Annotated in this window: 28 protein-coding genes, 1 tRNA gene and 1 riboswitch; of the genes, 9 read left to right on the top strand and 20 right to left on the bottom strand. The window is 58.1% G+C overall.

The window, feature by feature from the left end; all coding sequences use genetic code 11:
- Positions 1-828 carry an arsenate reductase/protein-tyrosine-phosphatase family protein gene (locus ACR0JX_RS09785; RefSeq protein ID WP_480543543.1) on the bottom strand — a complete coding sequence of 276 codons (828 nt, stop codon included), beginning with the start codon at positions 826-828 and terminating at the stop codon, positions 1-3.
- A 181-nt stretch (positions 829-1,009) separates the two neighbouring features.
- Between ACR0JX_RS09785 and ACR0JX_RS09780 the strand changes: the two genes are divergently transcribed.
- A tRNA-Thr gene (locus tag ACR0JX_RS09780) sits at positions 1,010-1,085 on the top strand.
- A gap of 536 nt (positions 1,086-1,621) precedes the next feature.
- On the opposite strand, the gene dxs is transcribed toward ACR0JX_RS09780, so the two are convergent.
- The 6 genes from dxs to ACR0JX_RS09750 all read right to left on the bottom strand — a co-directional run bounded on the left by dxs (position 1,622) and on the right by ACR0JX_RS09750 (position 6,879).
- On the bottom strand, positions 1,622-3,550 hold the full coding sequence (gene dxs / locus ACR0JX_RS09775) for a 1-deoxy-D-xylulose-5-phosphate synthase (protein WP_480543541.1): 1,929 nt from the start codon (positions 3,548-3,550) through the stop codon (positions 1,622-1,624).
- 16 nt (positions 3,551-3,566) lie between these two features.
- Positions 3,567-4,433, bottom strand: coding sequence for a polyprenyl synthetase family protein (locus ACR0JX_RS09770; protein WP_480543539.1), 867 nt, complete (start codon positions 4,431-4,433; stop codon positions 3,567-3,569).
- Positions 4,434-4,676, bottom strand: coding sequence for an exodeoxyribonuclease VII small subunit (locus ACR0JX_RS09765; protein WP_170534025.1), 243 nt, complete (start codon positions 4,674-4,676; stop codon positions 4,434-4,436). It abuts the gene before it with no gap.
- On the bottom strand, positions 4,673-5,599 hold the full coding sequence (locus ACR0JX_RS09760; RefSeq protein WP_480543537.1) for a histone deacetylase family protein: 927 nt from the start codon (positions 5,597-5,599) through the stop codon (positions 4,673-4,675). Before ACR0JX_RS09760 ends, ACR0JX_RS09765 begins: the two co-directional genes overlap by 4 nt.
- 69 nt (positions 5,600-5,668) lie before the next feature.
- The gene (locus ACR0JX_RS09755; RefSeq protein WP_170453461.1) at positions 5,669-6,370 is read right to left on the bottom strand and encodes a response regulator; all 702 of its coding nucleotides are present in this window, start codon (positions 6,368-6,370) and stop codon (positions 5,669-5,671) included.
- On the bottom strand, positions 6,367-6,879 hold the full coding sequence (locus tag ACR0JX_RS09750; RefSeq protein ID WP_170631408.1) for a MarR family winged helix-turn-helix transcriptional regulator: 513 nt from the start codon (positions 6,877-6,879) through the stop codon (positions 6,367-6,369). The genes ACR0JX_RS09755 and ACR0JX_RS09750 overlap by 4 nt, the downstream gene beginning before the upstream one ends.
- A gap of 159 nt (positions 6,880-7,038) precedes the next feature.
- On the opposite strand from ACR0JX_RS09750, the gene ACR0JX_RS09745 reads away from it, so the two are divergent.
- The 5 genes from ACR0JX_RS09745 to ACR0JX_RS09725 all read left to right on the top strand — a co-directional run bounded on the left by ACR0JX_RS09745 (position 7,039) and on the right by ACR0JX_RS09725 (position 11,582).
- A complete protein-coding gene (locus tag ACR0JX_RS09745) occupies positions 7,039-7,905 on the top strand; it encodes a branched-chain amino acid aminotransferase (protein ID WP_480543534.1) in 867 nt (288 codons plus the stop codon).
- 126 nt (positions 7,906-8,031) lie between these two features.
- Positions 8,032-8,982, top strand: coding sequence for an AraC family transcriptional regulator (locus ACR0JX_RS09740; RefSeq protein ID WP_480543532.1), 951 nt, complete (start codon positions 8,032-8,034; stop codon positions 8,980-8,982).
- Positions 8,983-9,091: 109 nt separating this feature from the next.
- Positions 9,092-9,457, top strand: coding sequence for an SPW repeat domain-containing protein (locus ACR0JX_RS09735; RefSeq protein WP_353008637.1), 366 nt, complete (start codon positions 9,092-9,094; stop codon positions 9,455-9,457).
- 134 nt (positions 9,458-9,591) lie between these two features.
- Positions 9,592-11,160, top strand: a complete 1,569-nt coding sequence (locus tag ACR0JX_RS09730) for an alkaline phosphatase D family protein (protein WP_480543530.1) — start codon at positions 9,592-9,594, stop codon at positions 11,158-11,160.
- Positions 11,161-11,360: 200 nt separating this feature from the next.
- Positions 11,361-11,582: a hypothetical protein gene (locus ACR0JX_RS09725; RefSeq protein WP_480543528.1), complete on the top strand. Its 222-nt coding sequence runs from the start codon at positions 11,361-11,363 to the stop codon at positions 11,580-11,582.
- 42 nt (positions 11,583-11,624) lie between these two features.
- Here ACR0JX_RS09725 and cobO read toward each other — a convergent pair whose 3' ends face one another.
- The 5 genes from cobO to ACR0JX_RS09700 form a co-directional block, all read right to left on the bottom strand.
- Positions 11,625-12,224: a cob(I)yrinic acid a,c-diamide adenosyltransferase gene (gene cobO / locus ACR0JX_RS09720; RefSeq protein WP_480543527.1), complete on the bottom strand. Its 600-nt coding sequence runs from the start codon at positions 12,222-12,224 to the stop codon at positions 11,625-11,627.
- A gap of 57 nt (positions 12,225-12,281) precedes the next feature.
- Positions 12,282-13,217 carry a DMT family transporter gene (locus ACR0JX_RS09715; protein ID WP_480543525.1) on the bottom strand — a complete coding sequence of 312 codons (936 nt, stop codon included), beginning with the start codon at positions 13,215-13,217 and terminating at the stop codon, positions 12,282-12,284.
- 54 nt (positions 13,218-13,271) lie between these two features.
- On the bottom strand, positions 13,272-13,934 hold the full coding sequence (locus ACR0JX_RS09710; RefSeq protein WP_480543523.1) for an HD domain-containing protein: 663 nt from the start codon (positions 13,932-13,934) through the stop codon (positions 13,272-13,274).
- Positions 13,918-15,018: a chorismate synthase gene (aroC, locus tag ACR0JX_RS09705; RefSeq protein ID WP_480543521.1), complete on the bottom strand. Its 1,101-nt coding sequence runs from the start codon at positions 15,016-15,018 to the stop codon at positions 13,918-13,920. Before aroC ends, ACR0JX_RS09710 begins: the two co-directional genes overlap by 17 nt.
- A 94-nt stretch (positions 15,019-15,112) precedes the next feature.
- Entirely contained in the window at positions 15,113-15,553 is a 441-nt protein-coding gene (locus ACR0JX_RS09700) for a 6,7-dimethyl-8-ribityllumazine synthase (protein WP_480543519.1), read from the bottom strand.
- Between the two features lie 71 nt (positions 15,554-15,624).
- Positions 15,625-15,772, bottom strand: a riboswitch (FMN riboswitch).
- A 54-nt stretch (positions 15,773-15,826) separates the two neighbouring features.
- Here ACR0JX_RS09700 and ACR0JX_RS09695 point away from each other — a divergent pair.
- The gene (locus ACR0JX_RS09695; protein ID WP_480543517.1) at positions 15,827-16,438 is read left to right on the top strand and encodes an FMN-binding negative transcriptional regulator; all 612 of its coding nucleotides are present in this window, start codon (positions 15,827-15,829) and stop codon (positions 16,436-16,438) included.
- A gap of 17 nt (positions 16,439-16,455) precedes the next feature.
- Here ACR0JX_RS09695 and ACR0JX_RS09690 read toward each other — a convergent pair whose 3' ends face one another.
- The 5 genes from ACR0JX_RS09690 to ACR0JX_RS09670 are packed head-to-tail and all read right to left on the bottom strand — an operon-like array spanning position 16,456 to position 20,665.
- The gene (locus ACR0JX_RS09690; protein ID WP_480543515.1) at positions 16,456-16,998 is read right to left on the bottom strand and encodes a DUF3833 domain-containing protein; all 543 of its coding nucleotides are present in this window, start codon (positions 16,996-16,998) and stop codon (positions 16,456-16,458) included.
- A complete protein-coding gene (locus ACR0JX_RS09685) occupies positions 16,995-17,612 on the bottom strand; it encodes a DUF3833 domain-containing protein (RefSeq protein ID WP_480543513.1) in 618 nt (205 codons plus the stop codon). Before ACR0JX_RS09685 ends, ACR0JX_RS09690 begins: the two co-directional genes overlap by 4 nt.
- Positions 17,609-18,832 carry an MFS transporter gene (locus ACR0JX_RS09680; RefSeq protein WP_480543511.1) on the bottom strand — a complete coding sequence of 408 codons (1,224 nt, stop codon included), beginning with the start codon at positions 18,830-18,832 and terminating at the stop codon, positions 17,609-17,611. Before ACR0JX_RS09680 ends, ACR0JX_RS09685 begins: the two co-directional genes overlap by 4 nt.
- A complete protein-coding gene (locus ACR0JX_RS09675) occupies positions 18,832-19,380 on the bottom strand; it encodes a hypothetical protein (RefSeq protein ID WP_480543509.1) in 549 nt (182 codons plus the stop codon). The genes ACR0JX_RS09680 and ACR0JX_RS09675 overlap by 1 nt, the downstream gene beginning before the upstream one ends.
- Positions 19,331-20,665, bottom strand: a complete 1,335-nt coding sequence (locus ACR0JX_RS09670) for an NAD(P)/FAD-dependent oxidoreductase (RefSeq protein ID WP_480543508.1) — start codon at positions 20,663-20,665, stop codon at positions 19,331-19,333. The genes ACR0JX_RS09675 and ACR0JX_RS09670 overlap by 50 nt, the downstream gene beginning before the upstream one ends.
- A 186-nt stretch (positions 20,666-20,851) precedes the next feature.
- Here ACR0JX_RS09670 and ACR0JX_RS09665 point away from each other — a divergent pair, with 186 nt between their 5' ends.
- Positions 20,852-21,577, top strand: a complete 726-nt coding sequence (locus ACR0JX_RS09665) for an SDR family NAD(P)-dependent oxidoreductase (protein WP_480543506.1) — start codon at positions 20,852-20,854, stop codon at positions 21,575-21,577.
- Positions 21,578-21,590: 13 nt separating this feature from the next.
- Here ACR0JX_RS09665 and ACR0JX_RS09660 read toward each other — a convergent pair whose 3' ends face one another.
- The gene (locus tag ACR0JX_RS09660) at positions 21,591-21,878 is read right to left on the bottom strand and encodes an I78 family peptidase inhibitor (protein WP_480543505.1); all 288 of its coding nucleotides are present in this window, start codon (positions 21,876-21,878) and stop codon (positions 21,591-21,593) included.
- 130 nt (positions 21,879-22,008) lie between these two features.
- Between ACR0JX_RS09660 and ACR0JX_RS09655 the strand changes: the two genes are divergently transcribed.
- Positions 22,009-23,121 (top strand): S-(hydroxymethyl)glutathione dehydrogenase/class III alcohol dehydrogenase, encoded by a 1,113-nt coding sequence (locus ACR0JX_RS09655; protein WP_480543503.1) that lies wholly within the window; start codon positions 22,009-22,011, stop codon positions 23,119-23,121.
- 59 nt (positions 23,122-23,180) lie between these two features.
- Here ACR0JX_RS09655 and ACR0JX_RS09650 read toward each other — a convergent pair whose 3' ends face one another.
- Both ACR0JX_RS09650 and ACR0JX_RS09645 read right to left on the bottom strand, forming a co-directional pair.
- Entirely contained in the window at positions 23,181-24,143 is a 963-nt protein-coding gene (locus ACR0JX_RS09650; protein ID WP_480543500.1) for a formylglycine-generating enzyme family protein, read from the bottom strand.
- A gap of 88 nt (positions 24,144-24,231) precedes the next feature.
- Complete coding sequence (locus ACR0JX_RS09645) at positions 24,232-25,188, bottom strand: DMT family transporter (protein WP_480543499.1); 957 nt, start codon at positions 25,186-25,188, stop codon at positions 24,232-24,234.
- Positions 25,189-25,305 lie beyond the last annotated feature (117 nt).

Here is a 25,305-nt window from a genome sequence, read left to right as displayed (position 1 = left end):
TTAGTCTCCGACAGAGGTTCTGCCGATTTCATCGACAGCAGATTGTAGGGCGATCCGGTCAAGGCTTTCGACCGGCAAAGAGGTGAACGCCTCGATCCGGTGCTTCAGCGCGCCATAGGCTGTTTGGAAAGCTAGGCTTTTCTCGGCATCTGTTCCGGTTGCTTTGACTGGGTCTTCCATGCCCCAATGGCCGCTGATCGGTTGGCCCTCCCAGGCGGGGCATTCCTCGTTCGCTGCCCTGTTACAGACGGTAAAGACAAAATCCATCTGTGGTGCCTCAGCCGTGGCGAACTCGGACATATGCTTTGAACGCAGGACCGAGGTATCGTGACCCTTATCGTGCAAGACCTGCACGGCAAATGGGTTCAGCTCGGACGCGGGTTGCGTTCCTGCGGAATAGACGGTGAACCGATCTCCACCCATCTGGCGCAACAGCGATTCAGCAAAGATCGAGCGCGCAGAGTTTCCCACGCACAGAAACAGAACGTTGAACTTGCGGTCAGTCATTTCGCCTTTTCCTTTTGTTGAAGGCATACAGAGATCGGGCCGCCCTCGGCAGCAATCGACGATCAGGAAATCCAGCATCCCCTGCACATTCTTCATGTCGATGGAGTAGAGCAGCGACGTGCCAGAACGTTGCTGTGTCACCAACCCGCACCGTTGCAGCGCGTTCAGATAGTTCGACATGGTGCTGGGCTTAATATCCAGCTCAGATGCCAGCTCACCTGCCGGCACGGTGTCAGGAAACCGACGCATTAACATGCGAAACACGGTGATGCGTTGTGGGTGGCCCAGAATGGCCAGCTGATCCGTGATTCTTTCTATCATATTTCATGAATTATCGAAATAATGTTGGCCGATCAATCCAAGTTCGACCTTTTTACAGAACTTTCATAAACCGAGGTGCCCGCTGATTTCCCATGCATATGCATCTGGACTTGCGGGCCCGATCATGACGGTCTAAATGACGCTCCGCACCCGGGCGTATCCTGTCAGGGCGACCATAGGTGCCGCTGTAGCTCAGCTGGTAGAGCACGTCATTCGTAATGATGGGGTCGGGGGTTCGAGTCCCTTCAGCGGCACCAAAAAACTGGCACTAAAGTACTCACAGAAGCGATCGAACGAATGTGACGCAACGTCCAGATCTAAGACCGCTTGGTTAGAAAGTTGACGTAAACGTAAGCTTGCGAACGAAAATTTTGACTGACCGGTCAACAAACGCAAAAACTGGCGGAATTCCATACCTTCCACGGTCAAATAAAACTCGTAGATGCGCCGTGTCGCTGCGGGTTCCGCTCACTCACAAAATTTCCTTGAGCCACTTCCCCCTCACGGTTCGGAAACGACCCGCAGCGACCTCATTGATTAAGAAATACACGCGCTGGAGTTTAAAGATGTCGATTAAGTCGCTTCTGAACCAATGGTTGGAAAACAAATCAGTCCGTATTTCCATACCGGGAAATCTTGCTCCGGACTCATCTGATGACGAGCGTTTCGATGGGGGTCTGGACCAGTCGGAAACCAAAGCTCTTTTTCATAGCGTGCTCCATGAGAAGCAAAACGATGGAATTGACGGTCGCAGATAAGCCTGCGAGCGTTGCAACCAAGCTCAGCTTAGCGCTTACGCGCGTTTTTCACCGATCGATGCGACGCCTAGAACATCCAAGACTTTCGCCTCGATATGCTCGGCATTCATACCCGCCACGGCATACATGTCAGCCGGGCTGGCCTGATCGACAAAGATGTCGGGCAAAACCATTGATCGGTATTTCAGGCCCCGATCAAACACCCCTTCATCCGCCAACAATTGCGCTACGTGGCTGCCGAACCCGCCCACAGCGCCTTCTTCAATAGTGATCAGCGCCTCGTGCGTTTCCGCCAGACCCAGAATCAGATCGCGATCCAGTGGCTTAGCGAAACGGGCATCTGCGATGGTGGGTGTGATCCCCCGCGCGGCCAGCGACTCGGCGGCTTTCTGCACCTCTGCGAGGCGTGTGCCAAAGGAGAGCAATGCCACGCGCGCGCCTTCCTGGATCATGCGGCCTTTGCCGATCTCCAGCACCTCTCCGCGTTCGGGCAGGTCAACGCCCACACCTTCGCCACGTGGATATCGGAACGCGATGGGGCCTTCGTCATGTGCGACTGCGGTGGCCACCATATGCATCAGTTCCGCCTCATCTGCGGCGGCCATGACAACCATACCTGGCAGGTTTGACAAGTAGGCAATGTCAAAGGACCCCGCATGGGTCGCGCCATCGGCACCGACCAGCCCGGCGCGGTCGATGGCAAAGCGGACAGGTAGGCGCTGGATCGCCACATCATGCACCACCTGATCGTATCCGCGCTGTAAGAAAGTCGAATAGATCGCGCAGAAGGGTTTCATCCCGCCTGCCGCCAGCGCGGCGGAAAAGGTCACCCCGTGCTGTTCCGCAATCGCCACATCAAAGCAGCGCGAGGGGTAGCGTTCCGCAAACAGGTTCAACCCGGTGCCGTCCGGCATCGCCGCCGTGACAGCCACGATCTTGTCATCGCGTGCGGCCTCTTCCACCAGCGTCTTGCCAAAGACCGAGGTGTAGGACGGCGCGTTCGATGGCGCCTTTTTCTGCTCACCTGTCACCACATCGAACTTGGCGGTGGCGTGGCCCTTGTCCCGGGCTTGCTCGGCGGGGGCGTAGCCTTTGCCCTTCTTGGTCAGAACATGAATAAGGATCGGACCCGTCGCACGCGCTTTGACCGTGCGGAGCACCGGCAGCAATTGGTCCAGATCATGCCCGTCGATTGGACCGAGATAGGAAAAGCCAAGCTCTTCAAACAAAGTGCCGCCAACGGCCATGCCTTTCAGCATCTCCTTGGCGCGCTTGGCTCCTTCGCGGAACGGCTCGGGCAGCAGCGACACCGCACCCTTGGCGGCGGCTTTCAGATCGTGAAACGGTTCCTCGGCATAGATGCGCGATAGGTAGTTGGACAGCGCGCCAACGGGCGGCGCGATACTCATCTCATTGTCGTTCAGAATCACGATCAGGCGCTTTTTCAGGTGGCCCGCATTGTTCATCGCCTCAAAGGCCATACCCGCCGACATCGAGCCATCGCCGATCACCGCAATCGCATCGCCCAGCCCTTCGGGCGTGACGCCGCCCAGATCGCGCGCAACCGCAAAACCAAGCGCTGCACTGATCGAGGTTGAGCTATGCGCAGCCCCAAAGGGGTCATAGGGGCTCTCGCTGCGTTTGGTGAATCCGCTGAGGCCATCTTTCATGCGCAACGTTCGAATGCGATCACGTCGTTCGGTCAGGATCTTATGCGGATAGCACTGGTGCCCCACATCCCAGACAATCTTGTCGCGGGGTGTGTCGAACACTGCATGCAGCGCGGTGGTCAGTTCCACAACGCCCAATCCCGCACCCAGATGCCCGCCAGTGACGGACACGGCGGAAATCGTCTCGGCCCGCAATTCCTGCGCCACCTGATGCAACTGCATGTCCGAGAACTGCTTGAGGTCGGCAGGACGGCTCACAAGATCCAGCAGAGGCGTGTTCGGGCGATCAGACATTTAGCGCGTTCCTGACTTAGCTGTCCCGGGCAATAACGAAGCGGGCGGCATCCTTCAAGGTTTCGGCCCTTGGTCCATATCCATCCAGCGCGGCGCAAGCCCGATCCACCAGTTCTGCCGCACGGGTTTTGGCGGGGCCCAACCCAAGCAGCGACACAAACGTGGCTTTGCCCGCATCCGCATCTTTCTGCAGCCGTTTTCCGGCGCGCTCCGCATCACCTTCCACATCCAAGATGTCATCTGCAATTTGAAAAGCAAGGCCAAGGGCTTGGGCATATTGGCGCAAGGCGGACGGATCGGCCTGTGCCAGCCGTGCACCGGCACAGGCAGACCATTCAATCAAGGCGCCAGTTTTGCCTGCTTGCAAATGGGTGATCGCCTCAAGCGACAAAGGCTCCGCCGCCGATTCAGCAGCGATATCCAGCGCCTGACCCATAACCATGCCCTGCGCACCGCTGGCTTTGGCCAGCGTCAGGGCCAGATCCGCACGAATTTCGGCATTGCCCACCTCAGGGCGTGTGCACAGCTCAAAGGCCAGTGTCTGCAGCGCGTCTCCGGCCAGAACCGCCGTTCCTTCATCCCATTTCACATGGGTTGTGGGGCGCCCGCGCCGCAGGTCATCATCATCCATGCAGGGCAGATCGTCGTGGACCAGTGAATAAGCGTGCAGTGCTTCAATCGCCGCGGCGGGCCAGATCGCGCGCGCCTCGTCCACGTCATGCAGGCGGGCGCTTTCCAGCACCAAAAACCCGCGCAAGCGCTTACCGCCACGAGTGGCATAGCCCATGGCCCGCGTCACGTCGAAATCATCGAAGCCGCTCAGCACATGGTCAAACTGCGCCTGAATTTGCGCGGCGTCCTGTGCCAGCCTGTCCCGAAACATTTACTGACCGTCGACAGGTGTCGTCCCGGTCGGCTGGCCGCCCGCGTCCAAAGTGATCGCGGCGACCTTCTCTTCGGCCCGCTTCAGCTCATCCTCGCAGCGTTTCTTCAGGGCCGCTCCGCGTTCATAGAGCGCAATTGACTGATCCAGAGCCACGTCGCCGCGTTCCAACTGGCCGACTACAGCTTCAAGCTCTTTCATCGCCTGTTCAAACGTCATTTGTTCAACGGGGGTATCGGTCATTGTGCTGCCTTCATCAGTTCTTCCACATGGGCGCGCGTCGCCTCGGCCAGTGCGTTCAGATCATACCCGCCTTCCAGAGTCGAGACGATACGACCTTCACAAACCTCACCCGCGATCTTGCAAAGCTCAGCTGTGATCCAGGCAAAATCTTCGGTGGACCAATTCAAATTGGCCAGCGGATCGTCCTGATGGGCGTCAAACCCGGCTGAGATGATGATCAATTCGGGCCTGAACGCACGCAGGCGCGAAAAAGCCAGCGCCTCATAAGCCGCCCGCATCTCAGACCCACCCGTGCCGGGGGCCAGTGGTATGTTCACAATGGTTTCATATGCGCCGGTCTCATCCGGTCGTCCCGATCCGGGCCACAGGGGCATCTGCTGGCTGGTAATCACCAACGCGCGCTTCTCATCCCACAGCAGATCCTGCGTGCCATTGCCGTGATGCACATCGAAATCAACCACGGCGACGCGGCTTAACCCGTGATGATCCAGCGCATGTTTCGCTGCAAGCGCCGCATTGCCGAACAGGCAAAACCCCATCGCCTTGTCCGTTTCCGCATGATGCCCCGGCGGCCGGATCGCGCAAAACGCGTTCGAAACCTCTCCCCCAAGCACCAGATCGACCGCCCGCACCACGGCCCCTGCCGCGCGATAGGCCGCATCGACCGAGCCCGGAGACATAAAGGTATCCCCATCAATCTGCGTATAGCCCTCAGCCGGACGCGCTGCGCGAATATCCCGGATGTGGTCTTCGGGATGGACCCGCAGCAAATCATCATCCGCCGCCATCGGGGCCGTCCTGCGATCCAGATCCAAAGGCTCCAGCGCATGAAGAATATGCTCCAGCCGCGCCACCCGCTCAGGATGCCCGTCCGGCGTCACGTGCCCCAGACAATCGGCATGGGTCAACAAGGCAGTCTTCATCGGGATCCCTTCTTCATCTGGCTAAAAATACCTTCGCCGAAGGCATAAAATCGCCGCGCAGCGGCCAAATCAATCCGGCGCCAGCATATATCCTGCACCCCGAACCGTCTGCAGGTATCTGGGCTGCTTCGGATCCTGTTCGATCTTCCGACGCAACCGGGTGATCTGCACGTCCACCGCGCGTTCCTGCGCCTGCCCCTTGTCGCGGCCCAGATCCTCGACCAGTTTGGCCCGGCTGATCGGCTCGCCCGGCTGGGCCGAGAAGATCTTCATCAACTGGCTTTCCGTTGCGGTCAGACGCACGGGGTCTTCACCTTGCCACATCTCACCACGTTCGATGTCATAGCGGATCGGGCCCAGCGTCAGGATCTTCGCCGCGGTATCTTGGGCTGGTGTTTCCGGCATCCGCCGCAGAATGGCATTGATGCGCAGCAGCAGCTCTTTCGGCTCGAACGGTTTGGCCAGATAATCATCCGCTCCGGCCTCAAGCCCGGCAATCCGGTGCTCGGTTTCACCCCGCGCGGTCAGCAGCAGGATCGGAGTCGCATGCGTTTCGCGCAGTGCCTTTGTCAGGCTCACGCCATCCTCACCCGGCATCATCACGTCCAGCACGATCATGTCGAAATCCAGCCCCGACAGCACCCGGCGCGCATGGGCTGCGTCGCGAGCGGCGGTTACCAGAAACCCGTTCCGCATCAGGAACTTCTTCAACAGATCGCGAATGCGTTCGTCATCGTCGACGATCAGCAGATGGGCGTCCATATCGCTCATGAGGTCGTATCCCGCAGCTTCGTATACGCATGACGCATATCAGCATCCATCATCGCTTCAAGCACTTTACGAAAACCGGCCACCGCTTCGGGGCCTGCGTCCTTATATGCCGCACGCATCCGGGCGCGCTGGGCGTCGGACAACGTGGCCTCCAGCGCGCGGCCCTTTTCGGTCAGAAACAGGTGCCGCTCGCGCTTGTCGACGGTACCCACCCGGCTTTCGACCATTCCATCCTCGATCAATGTCCGCAGCACCCGGTTCAGGGATTGCTTTGTCACCCCTAGAATGGCCAGCAGGTTGTTCACCGTGGTCCCCGGCGCGCGATTGACAAAGTGAATCGCCCGGTGGTGCGCGCGGCCATAGGACATCTCGGACAGGATGCGGTCAGGATCGGCGGTAAAGCCGCGATAGGCGAAAAACATGGCCTCGATCCCCTGTCGCAACTGCTCATCCGTAAGAAACAACAGGCTTTCGCCCCCAAACATCGGGGCGGGGCGGATTTCGGACATATCTTGCCTCATTCGTTACATGGCTCCGAGTTTATGTCAGCGTTATTGACATTCCAAGGGCAGACAGGTATCGAATCGCAGTTTTTGCGCAAGATTGTGTCCGCATCGGACCTAAATAGCGCAACAATCGGAAATTCAACCCAGGGCTGGAGGTTTCGCATGGCGGGGTATGATGATCGTGATGGCACCATCTGGATGGATGGCAAACTGGTGCCCTGGCGTGAGGCGAACGTACATATTCTGACCCACGCGATGCACTATGCGTCCTCGGTGTTCGAGGGTGAGCGTGCCTATAACGGCAAAATCTTCAAAAGCCGCGAACATTCTGAGCGTCTGATCGCCTCGGCAGAGGCTTTGGATATGCCTATGCCCTATTCGGTCGATGATATCGAAGCCGCCAAGGAAGAAGCGCTGAAAGCCAGCGGTCTGACGGACGCTTATGTGCGGGCGCTGGTCTGGCGCGGATCGGGCGAGGATATGGGTGTCGCCTCGGCCAAGAACCCGGTGCGCATGGCCATCGCGGTCTGGCCTTGGGGTGCCTATTATGGGGATGCAAAGATGCAGGGTGCCAAGCTGGACATCGCGGAATGGAAGCGCCCCAGCCCTGAAACCATCCCGGTGCACGCGAAAGCGGCAGGCCTGTACATGATCTGCACCATCTCGAAGCACAAGGCTGAAGCCAAGGGATGTTCCGACGCGCTTTTCATGGATTGGCGCGGCTATGTGGCCGAGGCGACCGGTGCGAACGTGTTCTTTGTCAAAGGTGGTGAGGTGCACACCCCGCTGGCCGATTGCTTCCTGAACGGCATTACCCGCCAAACTGTGATTCAGATGTTGAAAGACAAAGGTCTGACCGTCCATGAACGCCGCATCAAGCCCGAAGAAATGGCGGATTTTGAACAGTGTTGGCTGACCGGCACAGCGGCCGAGGTCACACCTGTAGGCCAAATCGGTGACTACACGTTTGAGGTGGGCGACATCACGCGTGAGATCGCCGAAGACTATGAGAAACTGGTGCGCGCCTAAGCGATGTTGAAGCATCAGCTCTGAACCCTCGCGTTAAGCGGGGGTTTTTTGTTGCGCATCGTTCAAGTTCTTGTGCAGATCGTTCTGACAGCTGGACGAATGCATGGGCCGCTGTAGGTTACACCCATGCTAGACCTGCTGAGCGATATCCTGACACGCCTGTCCCTAAGGGGAACGTTCTACTTCCGAACCTCTTTCACGCCACCCTTCGGTGTCCAGGTGCCGTCCTATCAGAATGTGGCGCGCTTCCACTTCGTGCAGCGGGGTGAGCTAAAGCTATTCGTCTCTAACACAGGCGAAACTGTGCGTCTTAAGCAAGGCGACCTGATCCTGATCCCCCACGGTTCTGCCCATGCACTGCTATGCAACGAGGTCCAACCGGTCGATGCGTTGCCGCTTGAACAGGTGCTGCAGGAGTCGGGCTATCAGGGGGATGGTGTGCTGGTTTATGGCGGTGAAGAGACCGGGCGTGACACTCAGCTGATCTGCGGCCATTTCTCATTCTCAGGTCCGCCGGGGCGCCAAGGTACCGGCCATATGCTGATCGACCGCCTGCCACCTTACATCCTGATCGAGAACTATGGCGAAGAGGCCGGGGCCTGGATCGAAGCCACCCTTCGCATGATCGGGTCTGAGGTTAGTGGTGCGCGGATTGGCGGTGACTTGATCGCACTGAAACTCTCGGAAGTGCTATTTGCGCAGGCGATCCGCGCGCATCTTGAACATCAAAGCCCTACAGATTCGGCCCTTGCGGGGTTTGCTGACCCTCGTATCTCGCGCGCTTTGACTGCATTTCATCAAGCGCCCGCGCAAGAGTGGAGCGTTGAGTCTCTGGCGCGCGAGGCGGGGATGTCACGCACTGCCTTCGCGCAGCTTTTTGCTGAGAAGATGGCGACCACGCCAATGCAATATCTGACCGATTGGCGCATGCAAATCGCTTGCCATGGCCTGACCGAGGCGCGCTGGAATGTGGCTGATGCTGCGGCAGAGGTTGGATATGCTTCCGAAGCAGCCTTTTCCCGTGTGTTTAAAAAACAGATTGGCTTGTCCCCGGCAGCCTATCGATCGATGCACTGATCGATCAGGTTTCTGAACGACCTGCACGATTTCGCGTACGATCCGGAATTCTGCGACCGAATACCTGCACCTAACTTGGGGCCATACCAACCCAGGAAAGGAAATCGCAATGTCTGTTCGCTTTGTCACCCGCTCCGTCCACGCATATCTGGACTATCCTGTCGCTATTGCCTTGATGGTGCTGCCCTTCGTGCTTGGGCTGGGTCAATCCAATCCGCTGGCTTTGTGGCTGTCTGTCGTCACCGGGGCGGCTGCCTTCGTGCTGACTGTCCTGACGGATCACCACCTCGGCATCTGGCGCGTGTTGCCCTACAAATTTCATCTGGCTGTCGATCTTCTGGTCGGCATAACATTCCTGTTCGCACCCAGCATGTTTGGGTTTTCGGGTCTGGACGCAGCATTTTACTGGCTGAACGGGGCTGCAGTTGTCGCGGTTATCTCGCTCAGCGCACCCGAGCAACGCGTAGCTGCCTGAGCAGTTATCCACAGGGCTTCATAATATCATCGTGATAGTTTCAAGAAACTGAGCCGTCCGTTTTACAAATGGGCGGCTCACTGCGGCTTACCAATCGCGCGCCTTCGAACAGGTGTCCAGACAGGAGAGCCCCCATGACCAAATTCCTTCGCCCCAATCGCCGCATGTTTCTGGCTGGAAGCACCGCTGTTGCAGCCTCGCTGTCGATGCCAGCGATCAGCCGCGCCGCTTCGCGCCCGGTGTTTACCCACGGCGTTCAGTCGGGCGACGTGGACACAAGCTCTGGCATGATCTGGACCCGTACAGATCGCCCGGCGCGCGTGATGATGGAGGTTTCGACCACCGAAAGCTTTGCTGATGCCCGCCAATTGCCGCCAATGGATGCGATCCCAAACAGCGATTTTGCGGTTAAGCGTCTCATCGATGGGCTGCCCTCGGATCAGGATATCTTCTATCGTTTTGTGGCCGCTGATCTGAGTGATATCAACACCATATCAGAGCCTATTATTGGCCAGTTCCGCACCGCGCCGACCGCTCGTCGCAATATTCGCTTTGCCTGGTCAGGGGATACCGCCGGTCAAGGCTGGGGCATCGACGACGATGGAATGCGCACCTATGCGACCATGAGCCAGCACCGGCCCGATTTCTTCATCCATTCTGGCGATACTGTCTACGCCGATGGCCCAATGCAGGACGAGGTTGAAAAAGACGGGCAGGTGATCTGGAAGAACGCCACTCTGATCGATGAGAAACGCAAGGTTGCGGAAACACTGGATGAATTCCGCGCTCAGTGGAAATACAACATGATGGACGAACATGTGCAGGCGATGAATGCGGTTTGCCCGACCTTTTTCCAGTGGGATGACCATGAGGTGGTGAACAACTGGTCGGATGCCAAAGACCTGATTTCCGATGACCGGTATTCCGAGAAATCGGTGCATGTTCTGCAATCCCGCGCGGGTCGTGCCTTTCATGAGATGACGCCGCTGCGGATCACACCGGCCGAACCCGGTCGGGTTTATCGCAAGATATCATACGGTCCGATGCTTGAGGTGTTCTTCTTGGATCTTCGTAGCTATCGCGGCCCGAACGGCCCGGCGATGGAAGATGAGATCACCGACCAGTCCCGCATTCTGGGCGCGGCACAGTTGGATTGGCTAAAGCGCGAGCTTGCAGCATCACAAGCGACCTGGAAAGTCATCGCCTCGGACATGCCGATTGGCTTGATTGTCTGGGACAACTGGAAAGAACAGGCCGGGGCAGAGGCGATCTCGAACGGTGATAGCGGACCGGCCAAGGGTCGCGAGTTAGAGATTGCCGATCTGCTGCGGTTCATCAAAACCGCTGGTGTCACCAACACTGTCTGGTTCACCGCGGATGTGCACTATACCGCGGCGCACTACTATGACCCTAACAAAGCCCAATTCCAAGATTTTGAACCGTTTTGGGAGTTTGTGTCCGGCCCTCTCCACGCGGGGACCTTTGGCCCGAATGCGCTGGATGGCACCTTCGGTCCCGAGGTGAAATTTGCCAAAGCCCCCGCCAAAGGGCAGGGCGTCAACCTTCCCCCAAGCGCTGGTTTGCAGTTCTTTGGCCTGGTCGACATTGATGGTGCTACGCAACAGATGACGGTGCGCCTGATGGATCGTGCCGATACCGAGCTTTGGTCGGTGACTTTGGATCCGCAGGGTCAGTCCATCTGATACTTGTTTCCCTGTGACTTGCGCCCTCGTTGCTTTTCGAGGGCGTTTTTTCCTTGAAATAATAGACAAAAATAGTCAGATAAAAACCAACGCCGGATTGTACCTCGTCCGGCCATAGGTTTCGGGGCGGTTTGCAGGCTTAGCGCACAACTTGGTGATGGCGTGCCGCCGCTCCGAAAACGACCGCATAGGGTTCTGGTATGGGCGATCCGCTTGAAGAGATCATTGCACGGCATGACGCTGCAACCGCTTGTGGCTGCAGCTGCTGCGACACTGACTTTGCGGCCTATTTCGACTGCACGAAACGCGAGAGCGCGATTTCTGAACGGGCCGAGGACGTGACACCGCCTGAAAGCGCCACCAGCCGCATGGATTCGATACGCTACATCTTCGAAAATGTACTTCTAAGGCGCTTCGAATAAGGCAGGTGTGGCCCTCTCACATCCTGCCCGTCACGAAACCCCTTAGTAATCAACGCCCCGCTGTGCCTTGATGCCTGATTGGAAAGGGTGTTTTTCTTCGGTCATTTCAGTGACCAGATCGGCATAGTCACGCAGTGCTTGCGGCGCGTCGCGGCCCGTCAGGAAAACGCTAGTCTTATCCGACCGCGCCTTGAGACCGTCTAGTACACGCTCGACCGACAGGTATTCATACCGCAGCGCGATATTAATCTCGTCCAGAACTACCAGATCATAATCCCCGCTGGCCATCAGATCGCAGGCTTTGTCAAAGGCAGCGGTAGCGGCGGCAATATCGCGTTCGCGATCTTGTGTGTCCCAGGTAAAGCCTTCGCCCATCGTGTGCCACGTCACCAGATCGCGGTCTTGAAAGAACCGGCGCTCGCCCGTCTTCCACTTGCCTTTGATGAACTGAACAACGGCAACCTTTTGCCCCCAGCCCAGCGCACGGATCACAACACCAAAGGCTGCCGAGGACTTCCCCTTACCCTTACCAGTATTGATCAGAACCAGGCCGCGCCCCGGATCGACCGCCTCGGACACTTTCTTGCGGTGCTTGGCCTGCACCTTCTGCATCTTTTCCTTGTGATCCTGCGCGTCGCTCATGGGGCACCCTCATTGATTGTTCCGCCCAACCTAGGCGAAGTTTGCGAAAGGTAAAGATCAGGCTTTGGGGTCCGTGACCGAACGGGCCTTGCCTCGTTCCAGCCCAAGCTGATGCTCGCGCCAAATCACGACCACATTGCCCGCGATCACCAGAGTAGCCCCCAGCAGAATGGCCAGTGTTGGCAGTTCATCAAACCAGACATAGCCAATGAAGATGGCAAACAGCATTGTGGTATAGTCATAAGGGGCCAGCATCGAGGCTTGCCCGAACCGATAGGATGAGGTCACCAGTATCTGTGCGACCCCCCCAATAAGGCCCATTGCAATCAGTATTAGAGCCTGATTCAGGGTCGGCATCGTCCATCCCCAGAACGCAGTCAACGAGGAGAGTAGCGTCGCGGTCATCGAAAAATAGAACACGATGGCGGCGGGATGATCGACCTTGACCAGTTGGCGGATATGGATTTGAACAAAGGCGCGGGCTAGCGTTGCGGCTAAGACGCATAGCGCGCCTATGGTTGCGGCCATTTCCATCTGGGTGCTGCCCAGCCGGGGCCAGATCATGATCAAAACGCCCAACAGTCCCAACGCAACCGCACCAATGCGGATCATTCGAATGCGCTCGCCCAACATCACGGCGGCCAGAATCAGGGTGAAGATCGGGGTGGCGTAGCCGATGGCCGTGACCTCAGGCAGGGGCAGCAGGCTGAGGCCGGTAAAGGTCAAGCCCATGGCGCTGGTGCCCAACACGCCGCGCCAGAAATGGCCCATGGGTTTTTTGACCACAAAGCCTTGCGCAAGCTCACCGCGAGATATCAGCCAAATGATTATGACCGGGATGGCAAAGAGCGAGCGGAAAAAGACCAGCTCACCGGGAGGGAAATCCTCGGACAGGGCTTTGACCAGTGCCGACATTGAGGTGAACAGCATCAGCGCGGCCAGTTTCAGACCCACGGCAAGCATAGGTCGATGCGATGTTAAGGATTGTGCCATGTGCGGCGAACCTGCGCCTTTGGCGCGGAAAGATCAACGACGAGATTGTACCAATTATGCAGATTTCCAATGATCGGGAACGGGGTGGCCGATTTCCTCTGCCAGAGCCTCAAGATATCCCAGCATCACTGACACACGCGCGGTCGCCAGATCCCGTCCGCTCTGTGTAAGCATGCCGGACGGTAGGTCGAGCAGTTTGATCTTCCAATGGTCGATCGCGAATGTCAGATCGTCCAGATTGCGGTTTTCTGCAAATGGGTCATCAAGATCGTAAAGCGTCCGGTCCAGAGCACCGGCCACGGTGAAACACCGGGCAATCCCAATTGCCCCAAGCGCATCGAGGCGATCCGCATCGCGCAGGATGCGGGCCTCGGGTGAGCGAGGCGGGATATTGGCCGAGTAGCTGTGCGCTTCGATTGCATGTTGGGTGGCATGGATCGAGGGGGCGTCAAATCCCAAATCGTCCAATATAGACTCTGATATCTGTGCCGATTTACGAGATGCGAGATGCCGGTTCGGATCGTTTTTCGGCAGGTTGACCAGATCGTGCAGATAGCATGCGGCCATGAGGACCTGCATATTGGCCTGATCATCTGCGATGGCCTGTGCGTTGCTCCAGACGCGGTCCAGATGCGCCAGATCATGGGCCGGATCAGCCTGCATGCGCTGTGCGACGATGCCGCGCAGCCGGGTGCGGAGATTAGCCAATGTGGCCACGGTTCTCACCGATCTGACCGCGATGCAGCAGCAGGTGGTCCAGGATCACGCAGGCCATCATTGCCTCACCCACCGGCACCGCACGGATGCCGACGCAAGGGTCGTGGCGGCCTTTGGTGATGATCTCGGTTTCCTCACCGGATTTGGTAATCGTCTTGCGCGTGGTCAGGATCGACGACGTCGGTTTGACCGCAAAGCGCACCACGATGTCTTGCCCGGTCGAGATGCCGCCCAGAATGCCGCCCGCATGGTTCGAGCTGTACTGAGGGCCGTTCTGGCCCATGAAAATCTCATCTGCATTGGCCTCGCCGGTCAGTTCAGCGGCGGCCATGCCTTCTCCAATTTCAACGCCTTTGACCGCGTTGATCGACATCATCGCAGCGGCCAGATCAGTGTCTAACTTGGCGTAAACGGGTGCTCCGATCCCGGCAGGGACACCGCGCGCCACGACCTCAACCACGGCGCCGACCGAGTTGCCAGATTTGCGCAGGTCATCCAGATAGGCGGCCCAGTCCTCGGCGGCCTGGGCGTCAGGTGTCCAGAAGGGGTTCTGTTCTATCTGCGACCAGTCGAAATTGGCGCGGTCGATCCTGTGCGGGCCGATCTGGGTCATGTAGCCGGTGATCTGCACATTCGGCGCGATTTGTTTGATCGCTTCGCGCGCCAGCCCTCCGGCCGCGACGCGCGAGGCGGTTTCACGGGCCGAGCTGCGCCCTCCGCCGCGATAGTCTCGGATGCCGTATTTCTGCCAGTAGGTGATATCGGCATGTCCCGGGCGAAACTTGTCGATGATATCGCCGTAGTCTTTCGAGCGCTGGTCCGTGTTCTCGATCATCAGCTGAACGGGCGTGCCGGTGGTCTGACCTTCGAACACGCCGGACAGGATTTTCACCTGATCGGGCTCGCGCCGCTGGGTGGTGAATTTGTTCTGCCCCGGTTTGCGCCTGTCCAGCCAGTGTTGGATCATCGCGGCGTCGACTGTCACACCCGGAGGGCAGCCATCAACGGTTGCACCCAATGCGGGCCCGTGGCTTTCACCCCAGGTGGTGACGCGGAAGAGGTGTCCAAAGCTGTTCATCGACATGGGGCATGCTCCTTTGTGGGTTGTGATTAGCGGGGAGAGCCTTTGGCCTCAAGCGGATTTGCGGTTGGGGCGTGTTTGCCCCAACCCAATGAGCTTACGCAGCGGTGGCCAATTGTGCGCGTGTCGCGTTGATTTTCAGCGCAGCTTGTGCGGCTTCGTGGCCTTTCTCAACAAAATGCGCGCGGTAGATGGCGTTGTGGTGATCGGTCTCCTGATACTGATGCGGTGTCAGGGAGACGGACAGGACCGGTACGCCGGTATCCATGCCAGCACGCATCAACCCATCAACAACGGCCTGAGCAACGAAATCGTGCCGGTAAATACCGCCATCCACGACAAACGCCGCGCAGGCGACCGCGGCGTAGCGCCCGGTCTGGGCCAGATCGCGGGCCAGCAACGGCATCTCGAACGCGCCGGGAACGTCGAAAACGTCGACCTGATCGGCGGGGATGAGTTCCAGAAACCCTTCCAGGGCCTGATCAACAATATCGGAATGCCAGTTGGCTTTCACAAAAGCATAGCGGGTGTGTGTCATCATGATCTCCTTTCGCAACAGACACGTCACCCAAGGCGATCACGAGCAGGCGCGCCGCTGGGCGGCACGATGCACGTTCTCTTTCATCCGGACTGTAACCGTCGGCTCTGGCCTCTCACCAGATCTGCTGACACCCCGGACTTCGGGGCCGCTCGCGGGCTTACGGATCATTGCCCGCATACCGCCGGTGGGGAATTTCGCCCCGCCCTGAGAACAGGCGCGACCTTGCATAGAACCCACCTGATCTGCAAGAGATTTGACAGGAGGATTTTCATGCACCCCAATCCCGCATTTCGTGCCGAAGACCGCGCCCGGCATATCACCTTTGCCCGTGACCGTGGCTTTGGCGTTTTGGCTGTGTCAGGCGATACCGCGCCGATCATGAGTCATGTCCCGTTTCTGCTGGATGAAACAGGTGAGCTGGCCGAGTTGCATCTGGTAAGGTCAAACCCGATTGTCAGGCTGCTCAGGGAACCGCGCACTGTGCGGATCGCTGTAACTGGGCCGGATGCGTATATCTCGCCCGATTGGTATGCGGTGGATGACCAGGTGCCCACCTGGAACTATGTGGCGGTTCATCTGATCGGCCGCCTTGAGCTGCGCCCGCAGGAGGAATTGTTGGATCTGCTGAACCGGCAATCTGCCTTCTACGAACAGAAGCTGCTGCCGAAACCCCCTTGGGTCACAGGTAAGATGTCAAAGGATGCGCTGGCCCGGATGATGCGGATGATCGTGCCTTGCCGGATGCAGGTTGAGGATATTCAGGGCACCTGGAAACTGGGTCAGAACAAGCCCGATGAGGTGCGACGCGCTGCGGCGGATCAGGTGGCGACCGGTTTTGGCGCTGAAACCGATCAGCTGGCCGCGCTGATGCGTGAGGTGTAGAAGACCCTGTTTAGAGCCTACTTTTTCTCAAAAAACAGGATCACCTCGCCAATGCGGACCCCAAAACGCGAGACATAGGCGCGGTTTAGCAGGCGGTCATCCTCCAGCAGCCACATCCAGTCGTCGAACTTCACGCGCATGGTGCCGTCCTTGATCGGCAGGTCGATCTTGTATTTCCAGTTGAAGGTGTCACCGCGCTCGATCCCTTCAGCGGTGCCAAGCACGCCGGGGGCGGTGCCGGTCCAGGTATCGGCGCCGGTTTTGGTCAGGGTCCAGATACGCTGCTCGGTTGCGCCGTCGTCATAGACGAAATCCTCAACCAAGGTGAGCGTTTCGCCGTCCCAGGTGCCGTCGATATCCACGGTAAAGCGGCGCGGAACGTTGCCGAGGATGTCCTGAAACTGACCATAAGCGACGGTTTTGCCTTCGAAAAACTCCTCGAGGTTCAATTCACGGTCCGAAAGGAAGGTCTTTGGCACGCGGGGCTTGGCCGAGCAGGCGGCCAGAACCACAAGGCACGCGATGGCGGCAAAGGTGATGACAAAGCGGGCGCGGATCATTGAAGTGGTCTTTCCGCAGCCTTGGCATCATAGCCATTTGCGCCGTTCAGATGCGCGGTCTTGACCTCGGGCGCGGGGCGCATCGTGGCGACCAGCTCGGCCACTTTGATGCCGAACTTGCGCATTTCCGAGCGGTTCATGATCGCGCCATTTTCCGTCAGGTACATCCAGTCGGTGACATCCAGCGTATGCCCGCCTGCATCTTCAGGCAGGATGATCCGATAGGTCAGTTTGACGGTCGAGCCCGAGATCTCTCCCTTTCCTTCACCGACAATGTCATCCGCCGTGGCGATGAACGTGTTGCCGGTGCCCAGTGTCAGATACCATTTGCGGGTCATCTGTTTGCCATTGGAATAGGTGAACCATTCGGCCAATGTGCCCGAGTTGCCGTCCCATTCGCCGACCATGCGCGCGACAAAGCTGTTCGACATCTTGCCATTCGGGCCATAGATCAGGCCTTCGGACAGGATTTCGCCATTCAAGTGCTCTTTCAGCGAGAAGTTGGGGCCCGTGCCCCCATAATCGGCAGGCGATTGTGAGCGAAAGCTGAGGAAACGCCCCTTGGCCGCCAGAACAGCGAGGATGGCGAGTAGAAGCACGACAAGTGTATTCATTTGGCTGTAACCTCCGTGGGCAGGGTCAGAACCATCCCGAACGCGCCAAGCTTGAGGATGCAGGGCAGTACGGCATAGGCGAGGTTGAGTGTTTTCAAAGCCTCGACACTATTGGTTTGACCGGGTGTAAAGCCGCTGCGCTCCAGCAGTGGCAGAGTGAAAAAGGCAGCGAGGGCAAGGCCCAGCTTGCCGGCAAAAGACCAGATGCCAAACGCGGCCGAGGCGTTCAGCCCCGCGCGTGTCAGCACCACGGAAAACATGGCAGGCAGAACAACCATATCCGCCCCAAGCGCCGCGCCAGACGCGATGCAGATGATGGCGAAACCGGTGAGGTCTCCGGAGGATAGCGTTGCGGCACCGATGAAGCCCGCGATGGAGAGCGGCATGGCGATGATCAGGGTCTTTTTCGGGCCGATCCGATTGCTGAGCTTGGCCCAAAGCGGAACGCTTGCGCCTGCGCAGAGGAAGAACAGGATCAGCAGCGGCCCCGCCTTGCCGGGCAGTTGCAGGCGATCTTCGACAAAGAACAGGAACAGGGTGGATGTGATGGCGACCGGCAGGCTGTTGACCAGTGCCAATGCCAGTAGACGCAGCGCTCCGGCCTGCCCAAGTCCGGCAAAAGACAAGCCCTGACCGGTGATCGGCGTGCGTCGCCAGATTGGAATGGTCAGGATTAGGGTCAACAGCGCCAAAAAGCCCAGAAACAGGCCAAAGGCGGGGTATCCTTGTGCGGATGCACCCAAGGCCACGAACAGGGCCGGGGCGCTGGCGGCGATCACGACGCCTGTCAATTGCCCACCTTCACGGTAGGCGGCGAGTGTCATCAGCTCTTTGGCATCGGCCTTTTTAGCAAGCGTCGCGCTGCGACCATATAAAAGGATCGTACCGAGGCTGTAGGCCGAGAACAGCAAGATCAGGACCGCCACCAAAGTGGCAATACTAGCGCCTTCGGGCAGGCCAAACAGCAGGGGGAAGCCGATGGCCAGACCCAGCGCGGCCAAGGCGGCGAACAAAAGCTGCCCGCCTGGCCAGCGGTCGATGGCCCAGCCGATCAGCGGGTCCTGAACCAGATCGACCAACCGGATAACCAGTAGGACCGTGCCAATCACCCCAAGACCAATGCCCAAGTTCACCGCCGCAAAGCGTGGCAGGTGAATATAAAGCGGAATACCCGCCGCAGCGAGCATCAGCGCATACAGGCTGACACGGGGGTACAGCATCACTGGCCCTTCAAGCTTTGCGTAAAGCTGGCCGAGCGGGTGTTGTTGCCCAGAAAGATCGACATGAAGGACTTCTTGATGTCGTTGCTCGCCAATGTGCAGGTCTGGGTACCATTCCGCCAGAAGCCAACCTTGTTTGGCCCCTCTGAGATTGCCAGATAGCTGTCCCCTTTGCTGACAGCCTGAAAGCACTTTTCAAGCTGCGCCTGCGTGGGCTGCGGATTGCCCTGACGGGCCATTTCTTCCAGCGTCGATTCTACCAGCGCCTTTTGTTTCAGGTTTTTGCGGTAAGTCAGTTTCAGGCCAAAATCCTGGCTCCAACTGAACGCGGCCCCGCTTGGTGTGTAGAGTTTCGCATCATACAGCGGCAGGCCGAGAAACCGAAAGGTCCCGCTGCCGATCTGTTTGGGATCTTGCAATTCGCTTGCCAGCGGATCAGCCGCCAACCCACCGGGGGCCAGCAGCGTCAAGGACAGAAGCCCAGCGCGCCACAGGCGTCTATTCAGCCGCAACAGCAGGGATGGCCGGGTCTTGTTCCAAAGTGCCATGGTCAGCTCCGATCGTTTGCGAGGTGCCCTTGATGCGATCCACAACGTGCATCGCACTGGCAATCCCGTCTTCGTGAAACCCGTGCCGGTTATACGCTCCGGCAAACCAGGTCCGGTTCTGTCCCTGCATCTCGCGGATTTGCCCTTGTGCTTTCAGGGCGGCCTTGTCGAACACCGGATGGGCGAACTCGACCTGATCATAGATTTTATCCGCGGGAATTTCTGACGACGCGTTCAGCGTCACAAACAGCGGGTCGCTGTCCGGAATATTCTGCAACCGGTTCATCCAATAGGTGACGCCAACATTCCCGGCTTGCGAGCGATAGGTCCAGCTGGACCAGCAGGCACGACGCTTGGGCATTTGACCGGGGTCGCAATGCAGGATGGCGCTGTTGGGCTGATAGCGGATCGCTTCCAATGCTGCAGCTTCGGCGGTCGTGGCATTGTCGCCCAGAATGGCGCGGGACTGGTCGGAATGGGTGGCCAGAATGATCTCGTCAAACTGGTCGGTATGTCCCTGGCTTGTCACCGAAACGCCCATGTCGTCGCGCTGAACGTGATCGACCGGGGCAGCCAGTCGAATATCGCAGCCCCGTTCGCGCAGGGCGGCGTCGATGCGGCGCACATACTCGATGCTGCCACCTTTGACCGTATACCACTGATGCTGATTGGCCCGGCCACTGGCCAGCAACGCATGATTGCGGAAGAATTGTACCAGCGAGCGCGCCGGGAACTGATCAACAAACTCCACCGGGGTCGACCAGATCGCGCCGCACATCGGCATCAGATAGTTGTGGCGGAACCAATGGCCCAGACGCATCTGATCCACCAACTCTCCGATTGTGGTGTCATCATCCTTGGCAGCCTCGGGTGCTTCTTTACTGAACCGCAGGATGTCGGCGATCATCTTGTAGTAGGACGGGCGCGCCAGATTCCGTTTCTGCGCGGTCAGGGTGCGCAGGTTGTTCAGCCCATACTCGATCCGACCGTTGTCGATGGTTGCGCCAAAGCTCATCTCGGATTTGATGACCGGCACGTTCAACTCGTCAAACAGCTTGGTCAGATAGGGGTAGGTCGCATAGTTGAAGACGATAAACCCGGTATCGACAGGCTGATCGCCATTCTTGCCGGCCATGACGGTACGCGCATGTCCCCCCAGCCGGGGTTCGGTCTCGTAAATAGTAATGTCGTGATCTTCTGACAGATAATAGGCTGCGGATAGACCGGAAATGCCTGCACCTACGATTGCGATTTTCTTGCGTTCGCCTCGCGTTTCGTCGAACATGTGATCCCCTTAGTGCGACATTTTACAAGGGGATACGTAGCAGGTTTGATGTCGGATCAATCAGATTAGATTATTTTCCACGCTGCTCTATATTGTGACTTCTGCGCCGAATTTCCTGTATGGCGGCGTGATCCAGCATCCGTGCCCGCCCGTAAAATAAGCATCAGATCACAATACGGCCCAGACATGAGCAGCTTTGACGGAAAAACCTATTGGATCGTGGGCGCCAGCGAGGGCCTGGGCCGCGCGTTGGCCGAGGCGCTCAGCCGCCGGGGTGCGCATCTGATCCTGTCGGCGCGCAATGCGGATCGGCTGGCCGATATCTGCGCGAGCCTGCCGAATGCCCGCCCGGTTCCTTTTGACGTCACCGATCTGGATGCTGTGCGCGGCGCTGTGGCTGAAGTCGGAGAGCTTAACGGTCTTGTCTACAATGCCGGAGCCTACGAGCCGATGCGCAGCGCCGATTGGGATACTGAGGCGGTACTGGCCATGACCGATGTGAACTACACCGGAGCGCTGCGTGTTCTGGGTGAAACGGTGCCGTCTTTCGTGCGTGCAGGCCGCGGCGATATCACCCTGATCGGGTCTCTGTCCGGCTATCGTGGGTTGCCCGCGGCTGTGGGCTATGCGGCCAGCAAGGCGGCTTTGGTGTCGCTGGCGGAAACCATGCGCTTTGATCTTGCGGGTACCGGGGTCACTGTGCGCATCGTCAACCCGGGCTTCATCAAGACCCGTCTGACCGAGAAAAACAATTTCAAGATGCCGATGTTGATGACGGCTGAGGACGCTGCAGACCGGGTGATCAAAGCGATGTCGCGCCGCCGTTTCCGGACTGACTTCCCGGCCCCGTTTTCATGGGTTGTCCGGTTGCTGGACTACCTTCCGGATTGGCTGATCTATCGCGGGAAATAACGTTGATTCAGGGTCAGCCGCAGGTCAGGCGTTGGATCACGCCGGTATCATCCACAAACACATTCAGACGATCGATGCGATAATCCTGGGTTGCAATGTCGTTTGGCCCCAGCACGCGACTGCGTTCGGGCAGGTCGGCTTGAATGGTTGAAACCGGCTGGCCAATCGTCTCGGCAAATGGATCACCCTGACAAAAGGCCAGATCGACAGGCGCGGCCTCTGGCTCAATCGGAATATCTTCGGGTGGGGGTGGTTCTGAACAGGCCGCCAGAAGGACCAGGATCGGAAAAAATCGGTGCATTGGCGTTCCTCATTCGGACAATGTCGTTTCTTCAATATCAAAAGTTTAGCCACTCTGTCATGAATGCATAGTTGAAAGAACCCCGTTTTTGACGCAGGGTTTGGACAAACAAGACTGGGAGACAAGCACTATGCGCACCCGTGCAGCCGTCGCCGTTCAGGCTGGCAAGCCTTTGGAAATTATGGATGTGAACCTCGAAGGCCCCAAGGCGGGTGAGGTTCTGGTTGAGATCAAGGCCACCGGTATTTGCCACACAGATGAGTTCACCTTGTCGGGGGCAGACCCCGAAGGCCTGTTCCCGGCAATTCTGGGCCACGAAGGCGCTGGCGTGGTGGTCGAAGTCGGGCCGGGCGTGACCAGCCTGAAACCCGGCGATCATGTGATCCCGCTTTACACGCCGGAATGCCGCGAATGTGAATACTGCCTGCATCCCAAGACCAACCTGTGTCAGGCGATCCGTGAAACGCAAGGTAAAGGCCTGATGCCCGACGGCACCTCGCGCTTTTCGACGCTGGATGGTGATCCGATCCTGCACTACATGGGCTGCTCTACCTTTTCGAACCACACGGTCCTGCCCGAGATTGCTCTGGCCAAGGTGCGTGAGGACGCGCCGTTCGACAAGATCTGCTATATCGGCTGCGGCGTGACCACCGGTATCGGAGCCGTCATCAACACCGCCAAGGTCGAGATCGGCAGCCGGGCCATCGTGTTCGGTCTAGGTGGTATCGGCCTGAACGTCATTCAGGGCCTGCGTCTGGCCGGGGCTGATCAGATCGTGGGCGTTGACCTGAACCCCGCCAAGGTGGAAATGGCGACGAAATTCGGCATGACCGATTTCGTGAACCCCAAAGAGGTCGAAGGCGATCTGGTTCCCTATCTGGTCAACCTCACCAAGGGCGGCGCGGATTATACGTTCGACGCCACCGGCAATGTCGGTGTCATGCGCGACGCACTGGAATCGGCCCACAAAGGCTGGGGTGAATCGATCATCATTGGCGTGGCCCCTGCGGGTGCCGAAATCTCAACCCGTCCGTTCCAGCTGGTCACCGGTCGATCCTGGCGCGGTACCGCCTTTGGCGGCGCGCGGGGCCGGACCGACGTTCCCAAGATCGTCGACTGGTACATGGAAGGCAAAATCGAGATCGACCCGATGATCACCCACACCATGGGTCTGAACGACATCAACCACGGCTTCGACCTGATGCATAAAGGTGAGAGCATCCGTTCCGTTGTGGTTTATTAACTAGGAACAATGAACTGCGGAGACCGCGCAGACCGGCGTATTTACAGAGTACGCCGGTCTTATTCCATCTCGCGAACAATTCGAAAACCAGTGTACTGACTACGAAAATCCTCTCTGGCCGAGCCTCTTGAAGCGACGCGTACGGAGTCCATGCCCGTATTAAATGCGCCACCACGAGACACTCGCTTGCAACTTTCTACTTCGCTTTGAAGCAACCATTCACTAGATGTGGTCCAACCGGCGTACTTGTCAGTGTAACAGGAGCGCGTCCGTTCGTTGACGTTGCCTGACATATGTCTGACACCCCATCCATTCGCAGCATCCAGCTCATCCACGGGAACCGGCAAAAGCCGCGAGAGTAGATCAGGTCGTGCAACTCCAGTTAGTTGTTCAGTTCCACGCCCGTAGAAATTTGCCTGCTCCGACGTCAGCTCGTCGCCTTGAGCAAAGCGCGTTTGCGTGCCTGCCCGCGCCGCATACTCCCACTCTGCCTCGGTTGGTAAACGGTACGCGTCAACACCAAGTTTTTTGTTCAGCCACGCAACATATGCTTGTGCATCCAAAAATGACACATCGACGACGGGATGATCGCCATACACAGGAGTTTCGACGCGCTTTCGAGCTTCGTTCATTCCCAGTATCACGTTGTCCGGGACATAGCCGCCGCATCCCCCTTCATTGACGCATGCCATCCATTGGTCATAGGTGATTTCGTTGCGGCTCATCGCGATTGGAATGTCGATTTCAACGCGGTGCAGAGGTCGTTCATCTGCGCCAATTGCCGGATGACCAACCTCAACCATGGTGAGTTTTCCATCGATTGCAACCAACCCATTGATCGAGTCGCCGATTGGTCCACCCATGATGAAGTCACCTAAAGGCAAGACAACCAATTCTGGGCAGAGGTTGCACTCTTGAAACACGTCTAAGGATGTGACTTCGGTTCCATCTGTGAGTTGGTATTGCGCCAGTGAGGGCGTAGATAGAATGCAAACGGCCAATGCTGAAATAAAGAACTTCAAAGTCAAAAACTTCCAAAATTTGCATGATGTAAGGTTGCTACGGCGATTTTCTGAAATGCTATTCAACCTTCTTACGATTGCATAGGATTCAGATCCCCGTTTCAAGCGATCTGTTCGGCCGTGCGGACGCCCCCGTATCTGAGCGGGGTGAGCGCACGCGTAGTACTGGTTTGTTCGTGGAAACATCGGTACGACTCTCGCGCCAGACCACGAAAACGCCGGATGCAATGATGATACTTGCGCCGACGGCGACCCAGCCATCGGGCCGCTCGCCAAAGAAGATCATGCCGAACAAAGTGGCCCAGATGATCTGGCTGTATTGGCTGGGCGCGACGACTCCGGCGGGCGCGGCGCGGTAGGCGAGGATGATCAGATGTTGCGCGATGACCGAAAACACACCAACTAGCGCCATCATTGCCAGATGCAGCAGCGAGGGTGGTTGATAGACGGCGGGTTGCATCAGGCTCATGACCAGGATGGCCAGTAACATGGGGTACAGGATCAGGACGGCGGATCGTTCCTCATTCCCGATCTTGCGCACCAGAACAGACCCGAACGCGCTGCAAAACGCGGCAGCCAGAGCGGCCAGGTGGCCCAGTGTGATATCCGTTGAACCCGGGCGCAGGACGATCAGAACACCGATCAGGCCAACACCAACGGCGGCCCAGCGCTGGACGCGGACGACCTCTCCCAAAATCGGGATCGACAGAACGGTCACGATCAATGGGAAGGAGAAGAGCAACGAGTAGACCTCGGCCAGTGGCAGCACCGAAAAGGCGTAGAAGGCGCAGACCATGGCCGTAACCATCAATCCCGACCGCAGCAGCACCAACCAGGGATGGTGCGGCAGAAAGTTGCCCGTTGTCCGGTCTGTCAGGATTGTCACTGCCATGGGGACAAAGGAAAACAGGGTGGCGAAAAAGATGATCTGCATCACCGAATAGGTCCCGCCCAGCACCTTGATCAACGCGTCATGGCTGGCGAAAACCGCGAATCCAAGAAACGCGAAACCAAGTCCCCTTAGGGTGGTGTTCTGAGTGCTCATCGGTGTGGCCTCGGGTGATGTCGGTGTGGTGGCACTGTGCCGTCGCAGCGCAAAGGGGCTGTCTTGCCCCTGAGTAAACCCATTCTGCCAGCGCGCATAGCCCCTATCTTACCGCTA

The organism is Ruegeria sp. AH7 (assembly GCF_056541325.1).
The sequence above is the reverse complement of the archived record's forward strand: the minus strand, read 5'-3'. Positions and strand labels throughout refer to the sequence as shown.

Bases quoted from the DNA above. Each gene is read 5' to 3' on its own strand.
- ACR0JX_RS09785 (WP_480543543.1), bottom strand. From the start codon at position 828: ATGATAGAAAGAATCACGGATCAGCTGGCCATTCTGGGCCACCCACAA.
- dxs (WP_480543541.1), bottom strand. From the start codon at position 3,550: ATGTCTGATCGCCCGAACACGCCTCTGCTGGATCTTGTGAGCCGTCCT.
- ACR0JX_RS09770 (WP_480543539.1), bottom strand. From the start codon at position 4,433: ATGTTTCGGGACAGGCTGGCACAGGACGCCGCGCAAATTCAGGCGCAG.
- ACR0JX_RS09765 (WP_170534025.1), bottom strand. From the start codon at position 4,676: ATGACCGATACCCCCGTTGAACAAATGACGTTTGAACAGGCGATGAAA.
- ACR0JX_RS09760 (WP_480543537.1), bottom strand. From the start codon at position 5,599: ATGAAGACTGCCTTGTTGACCCATGCCGATTGTCTGGGGCACGTGACG.
- ACR0JX_RS09755 (WP_170453461.1), bottom strand. From the start codon at position 6,370: ATGAGCGATATGGACGCCCATCTGCTGATCGTCGACGATGACGAACGC.
- ACR0JX_RS09750 (WP_170631408.1), bottom strand. From the start codon at position 6,879: ATGTCCGAAATCCGCCCCGCCCCGATGTTTGGGGGCGAAAGCCTGTTG.
- ACR0JX_RS09745 (WP_480543534.1), top strand. From the start codon at position 7,039: ATGGCGGGGTATGATGATCGTGATGGCACCATCTGGATGGATGGCAAA.
- ACR0JX_RS09740 (WP_480543532.1), top strand. From the start codon at position 8,032: ATGCTAGACCTGCTGAGCGATATCCTGACACGCCTGTCCCTAAGGGGA.
- ACR0JX_RS09735 (WP_353008637.1), top strand. From the start codon at position 9,092: ATGTCTGTTCGCTTTGTCACCCGCTCCGTCCACGCATATCTGGACTAT.
- ACR0JX_RS09730 (WP_480543530.1), top strand. From the start codon at position 9,592: ATGACCAAATTCCTTCGCCCCAATCGCCGCATGTTTCTGGCTGGAAGC.
- ACR0JX_RS09725 (WP_480543528.1), top strand. From the start codon at position 11,361: ATGGGCGATCCGCTTGAAGAGATCATTGCACGGCATGACGCTGCAACC.
- cobO (WP_480543527.1), bottom strand. From the start codon at position 12,224: ATGAGCGACGCGCAGGATCACAAGGAAAAGATGCAGAAGGTGCAGGCC.
- ACR0JX_RS09715 (WP_480543525.1), bottom strand. From the start codon at position 13,217: ATGGCACAATCCTTAACATCGCATCGACCTATGCTTGCCGTGGGTCTG.
- aroC (WP_480543521.1), bottom strand. From the start codon at position 15,018: ATGTCGATGAACAGCTTTGGACACCTCTTCCGCGTCACCACCTGGGGT.
- ACR0JX_RS09700 (WP_480543519.1), bottom strand. From the start codon at position 15,553: ATGACACACACCCGCTATGCTTTTGTGAAAGCCAACTGGCATTCCGAT.
- ACR0JX_RS09695 (WP_480543517.1), top strand. From the start codon at position 15,827: ATGCACCCCAATCCCGCATTTCGTGCCGAAGACCGCGCCCGGCATATC.
- ACR0JX_RS09690 (WP_480543515.1), bottom strand. From the start codon at position 16,998: ATGATCCGCGCCCGCTTTGTCATCACCTTTGCCGCCATCGCGTGCCTT.
- ACR0JX_RS09685 (WP_480543513.1), bottom strand. From the start codon at position 17,612: ATGAATACACTTGTCGTGCTTCTACTCGCCATCCTCGCTGTTCTGGCG.
- ACR0JX_RS09680 (WP_480543511.1), bottom strand. From the start codon at position 18,832: ATGCTGTACCCCCGTGTCAGCCTGTATGCGCTGATGCTCGCTGCGGCG.
- ACR0JX_RS09675 (WP_480543509.1), bottom strand. From the start codon at position 19,380: ATGGCACTTTGGAACAAGACCCGGCCATCCCTGCTGTTGCGGCTGAAT.
- ACR0JX_RS09670 (WP_480543508.1), bottom strand. From the start codon at position 20,665: ATGTTCGACGAAACGCGAGGCGAACGCAAGAAAATCGCAATCGTAGGT.
- ACR0JX_RS09665 (WP_480543506.1), top strand. From the start codon at position 20,852: ATGAGCAGCTTTGACGGAAAAACCTATTGGATCGTGGGCGCCAGCGAG.
- ACR0JX_RS09660 (WP_480543505.1), bottom strand. From the start codon at position 21,878: ATGCACCGATTTTTTCCGATCCTGGTCCTTCTGGCGGCCTGTTCAGAA.
- ACR0JX_RS09655 (WP_480543503.1), top strand. From the start codon at position 22,009: ATGCGCACCCGTGCAGCCGTCGCCGTTCAGGCTGGCAAGCCTTTGGAA.
- ACR0JX_RS09645 (WP_480543499.1), bottom strand. From the start codon at position 25,188: ATGAGCACTCAGAACACCACCCTAAGGGGACTTGGTTTCGCGTTTCTT.